Annotated in this window: 4 protein-coding genes and 1 pseudogene; 3 read left to right on the top strand and 2 right to left on the bottom strand. The window is 67.8% G+C overall.

Annotated features, from left to right (window positions below):
* Nucleotides 1-439: pseudogene (minC, locus tag QMX80_RS18375) on the bottom strand (septum site-determining protein MinC); the annotation flags it as partial.
* 1 nt (nucleotide 440) lies between these two features.
* Nucleotides 441-1,031, bottom strand: coding sequence for a GNAT family N-acetyltransferase (locus QMX80_RS18370; protein ID WP_055764340.1), 591 nt, complete (start codon nucleotides 1,029-1,031; stop codon nucleotides 441-443).
* Between the two features lie 148 nt (nucleotides 1,032-1,179).
* On the opposite strand from QMX80_RS18370, the gene QMX80_RS18365 reads away from it, so the two are divergent.
* From QMX80_RS18365 to QMX80_RS18355, 3 genes are all read left to right on the top strand, one after another.
* Entirely contained in the window at nucleotides 1,180-2,379 is a 1,200-nt protein-coding gene (locus QMX80_RS18365; RefSeq protein ID WP_055764343.1) for a sensor histidine kinase, read from the top strand.
* On the top strand, nucleotides 2,379-3,020 hold the full coding sequence (locus QMX80_RS18360; RefSeq protein WP_055764345.1) for a response regulator transcription factor: 642 nt from the start codon (nucleotides 2,379-2,381) through the stop codon (nucleotides 3,018-3,020). Before QMX80_RS18365 ends, QMX80_RS18360 begins: the two co-directional genes overlap by 1 nt.
* Before the next feature lie 506 nt (nucleotides 3,021-3,526).
* On the top strand, nucleotides 3,527-4,594 hold the full coding sequence (locus QMX80_RS18355; protein ID WP_055764348.1) for an SRPBCC family protein: 1,068 nt from the start codon (nucleotides 3,527-3,529) through the stop codon (nucleotides 4,592-4,594).
* Nucleotides 4,595-4,701 lie beyond the last annotated feature (107 nt).

The raw sequence follows: 4,701 nt of genomic DNA, 5'->3' as shown, positions 1-4,701 counted from the left end.
GCTGCGAGGCGGGAGCGGCGGGTGCCGGCGCCGGTTCGGGCGCGCGGCGTGCCGGTGCGGGGGGCGGGGGCGGCGCGGCGGCGGGTGCGGCCTCGGCACGCTCGTACTGGGCGCGGAACTTGGCCAGCAGCGGCAGCCCGAGCTGGATGGAAAGCTGTTCGACTTCGGTGGTGCCGTAGGCCAGCGCCACCGGCAGTACGCCGGCATCGCGCAGCCCGTCCAGCAAGGCCTGGGCGGTGGCATGGTCGGGAACGCGGCTCAGGCCGCCGAAGTCGAGGATGACCGCGGCGCGCCCGAACAGCTTGGGCGCGCGCGCCACGCGCTCGCGCATTTCCTGTACCAGCCGTTCCACATCGAGGGTGCGGATGCGCAGGTTGGCGATGCCCACCTGCCCGATCTTCAGTTCGCCTGCCTGTTCGTAATCCGGATTCACTGCCATCTCAGGTTCCCGTCGGCCGCTGCTGCAGGGGCCGGCGTGTGTTGCCCACCCACGGGACGTCGGGCAGGTTGTCGCCATAGGTTTCCTTCACCCATTCGTAGCTGCACAGGTCCTTGAGCAGCATGCTGGTGCGCACGTCCACTTCGGGCATGGTGTTCTGCCCGACCTCGCGGAAGCCGAAGCTGCCATGGAACAGCAGGGCGGCATCGGCGCCGTGGTCCAGGAACACCTCGCAGGCCATCTGCGGGTAGCGCAGCTCGGCATAGCTCTGGGCGTCGGCATAAAACGCGCGGCCGACGCCACCGCCGCGGCGGCGGCTGGCGACCACGATGCGGTCGATATAGAAGAAGCTGGGGTAGCGCTGCTGGAACCAGGCGAAGTTGCAGCTGTCGTGCTCGCTGTCGCTGCCGTAGCCGACCAGGAACCCGGCCATGTTGCCGTCGCGCTCGGCGACGCGGAAATACTCGGCGGTTTCGTAGAAGCGGCGGATCTTGGCCGCATCCAGTGGCAGGATGGCCAGGCCGGCGTTGTTGTTCAGTGCCAGGACGGAATCGAGCTCGTGCTCGCGCACGTCGCGGATGACGATCGACATTGTGACTCCGTGGGTGAAACGGTCGGCCCCGAGCGAGAAGTGGGGGCTGGCCGGCGATTATCGCATGGCCGGCTGGACCGGGCGAGCACCGGACGGGCATGACTTCCGTGGGAGGGCGCAAAGGCCCCGGGCTCCTTACCATGCACGCATGTTGGGATATCTCAGCCATACCCGCGTCCTGCGCCTGGCCGGCCTGTTCACCTGGGGCCTGGTCAGCCTGCCGCTGCTCTACACCCAGTACGCGCCGGCCGAAGGCGAGCTGCCGCCGAGCCTGGGCGAGGCGACCTGGCTGCTGGCCGCCTATCTGTCCTTCGGCGTCTGCTACTTCTGGCTGACCCGCGGCCTGAGCGCCGGTGGCCATACCAGCTGGTATGACCGGCTGGCACTGCTGGTGCTGACCCTGTCGGGGCTGGCGGTCAGCTATCTGAGCGTCACCGGGCTGGGCAGCATCCTGCTGATGGTCGCGGCCGGGGTGATCCCGTGGCTGCTGAGCCGGCGGGTCGGCATCGTCTGGCTGGTGCTCAGCCAGTTGGCGGTGCTGCCGGTCTACAACCTGATCATGGGGCTGCCGCTGTTCGAAGCGCTGCTGCAGTCGCTGTTGTATGCCGGCTTCTCGATGTTCATCTTCGTGACCAGCCTGGTGGCGCGGCAGCAGACCCAGGCCCGCGAGGAGCAGCGTCGGCTCAATGCGGAGCTGCGTGCCACCCGCCTGCTGCTGGCCGAGAGCGCCCGGGTCAACGAGCGCACCCGTATCTCGCGCGAACTGCACGACCTGCTCGGCCACCACCTGACCGCGCTGAGCCTGAACCTGGAAGTGGCCGGCCATATCACCGAGGGCCAGGCCCAGGAACACGTGCGCCAGGCGCACACGCTGGCCAAGCTGCTGCTCACCGACGTGCGCGAGGCGGTCAGCCAGCTGCGCGAGAGCGGGGCGATCGACCTGGCCGCGGCGCTGCGGCCGCTAGCCGAGCGGGTGCCCTCGCTCGAAATCCACCTGGACATGGACGACCCGCTGAGCGTGGAAGACCCCGAACGCGCCCATGTGCTGCTGCGCTGTACCCAGGAGGTCATCACCAACGCGGTGCGCCATGCCGGCGCCCGCAACCTGTGGATCCGGGTCGAGCGCGAGCGCGGGCGGATCGTGATCGACGCCCGCGACGACGGCGTCGGCGGCGAGGTGGAGGACATCCTGCCCGGTAACGGGCTGCGTGGCATGCGCGAGCGCCTGGCGCAGTATGGCGGCGAACTTGACGTGTCGGCACGGCGCGGCGAAGGCTTCCGCCTTCGCGCCTGCCTGCCGGTGGCAACCAATATGATGCTGGCCTCCGGGCCGCAAGGAGTGAACTGATGATCCGCGTCTGTCTGGTCGATGACCAAACCCTGGTACGGCAGGGCATCCGTTCGCTGCTGGCGCTGGACGACGGCATCGAAGTGGTGGCCGAGGCTACCGACGGCCGCCAGGCCGTGGAGATGATCCCGCAGGTGGCGCCGGACGTGGTGCTGATGGACATGCGCATGCCGGTGATGTCCGGCCTGGAGGCGCTGCAGACCCTGTCGCGGCTGGGGCAGCTGCCGCCGGCGATCATCCTGACCACCTTCGACGACGACCAGCTGGTGCTGGCCGGGCTCAAGGCCGGCGCCAAGGGCTACCTGCTCAAGGATGTGACCCTGGAGCAGCTGGTCGGGGCGATCCGCACCGTGGCCGATGGCGGCTCGCTGGTGCAGCCGGCGGTGACCCAGCGCCTGCTGTCGGGGCTGGAGCACATGCGCAACGAGTTCGTCAGCCTCGACCGGCCGGACCCGTTGACCGACCGCGAGACCGAGATCCTGCGGCTGATGGCCAGCGGCTTCTCCAACAAGGAGATCGCCAATTCGCTGGGCGTGGCCGAGGGCACCATCAAGAACCACGTCTCCAACATCCTCAGCAAGCTGGGCGTGCGCGACCGCACCCGGGCGGTGCTCAAGGCGTTCGAACTGCAGCTGGTATGAAGGCAGGATGCCCGGCCCGCCGCAGCGCGGCGGGCGTTCGCCGGCAGCACGAGGCGGTGCCCCGCGAGCGCTGCCGCCTCACCCTGGGCAAGCTGGGCGTGCGCGCCTCTGCCCGGGCGGTGCTCAGGGCGTTCGAGCCGCGGCGGGTGTGAGTGGCGGGGCAATCCATGTCATGCGCCATACGGTCGTGTCCGGTGGCGGGCGCGGGCCGGGCATGCCGACATGGCGGAACCTGCTTTCGAATGAATCTCATGGAATGACTGGTGCGGAGACCGCCAGTGGGGGGAAAATGCTTCGCGCCGGACCCCTCGCCATCCTGGCCATCGCGTGACATCGTGGATGGCCGCGGAGGTCGAGGGGGTGCCCTTTACGACCTTCGGCCCGCATGCCTGCACCGGACATGGAAACCGGTGCGCCAAATCCGTCAACAACCTGCGCAAAGCCTGATAGGATGGGGGCTTCGCTTCAATCAACCCGGCCGTGGGATCGGCCCCGGAGACTCCTGAATGACCCGTATTATCGAGTTCCTGATCGCCTTGGGGATCGTGGCTGGCCTGTTCGTCATCATTGGCGTGTGCCTGCCGGGCGAGCGCCATATTTCCGAAAGCATCGAAACCAACCGCAAGATGACGATCGTGTACGACACGGTCAACAGCCTGCGCCGCTTCAAGGACTGGAACCCGCTGGTGCTGCGTGACAAGGGCATCGAGCTGAAGTACGACGGTCCGGACGCCGGTGTGGGTGCCCGCATGGACTTCAGCTCCAAGGAGCTGGGCTCGGGCAGCTGGAAGATCACCGACAGCGAGCAGAACAAGCGTGTCGTGATCGCCATCGAGGACCAGACCAAGGGCAAGGACAAGGTCACCACCTTCACCCTGGAGCCGACGGGCAAGAACGACCGCAACGTCAAGATCACCCAGGACTACACCGTCGATTACGGCTTCGACCTGTTCGGCCGCTATGCCGGCCTGTACGTCAGCCGCCACATCGGCGACGACCTGAAGCTGGGCCTGTCGCGTCTGGCCAACATGCTCGCCTCGGTGCCGAACGTCGACTACCGTGCCGCCGAAGCCCCGCTGACCGACCTGAAGGTCGTGGACGTGCCGGCCGAGGACCTGCTGGTGGTCAACGCCGGCAACATCGACCGCAGCAACGAGAGCATCCGCAAGTCGATCCAGGACAACCAGGAGTGGATCAAGCGCGCGATGGAAGCCAACGGCCTTGAGGCCGCCGGTCCGGTGCGCATCGTGACCACCGACTTCGGCGCCGAGAAGTACGCGTTCGACGTGGCGCAGCCGGTCCGCAAGGCCGCTGCCGCCGCCGACGCCAAGCTCGAGGTCAAGATCCCGTCCGGCAACCCGGTCACCTACGTGCACGCCGATGCGCACCGTTCGGCGTTCGCGTCCTACACCGGCCACATGGCGGGGCTGGATGTCGCTCGCAACGCGCTGCGCGCCTGGGCGACCACTGCCGGCTACGAAGTGATCGACCGTCCGTACGAATCGTGGAAGGGCGGCGTGGACAAGGCCTTCACCACCGACGGTACCTACGACGTGTACTGGTCGGTCAAGTAACCGGCCCGTCGCGCAAAGCAATGAAGTGATGCACAGAAAACGCGCCGCCTACAGCGGCGCGTATTTTGTTGCCTCCCTGCCTGGCGACAAGCGGACGCGCGTACAGG

Source organism: Stenotrophomonas sp. PS02297, assembly GCF_029959705.1.
GTDB classification, from domain to species: domain Bacteria; phylum Pseudomonadota; class Gammaproteobacteria; order Xanthomonadales; family Xanthomonadaceae; genus Stenotrophomonas; species Stenotrophomonas nitritireducens.
The sequence above is the reverse complement of the archived record's forward strand: the minus strand, read 5'-3'. Positions and strand labels throughout refer to the sequence as shown.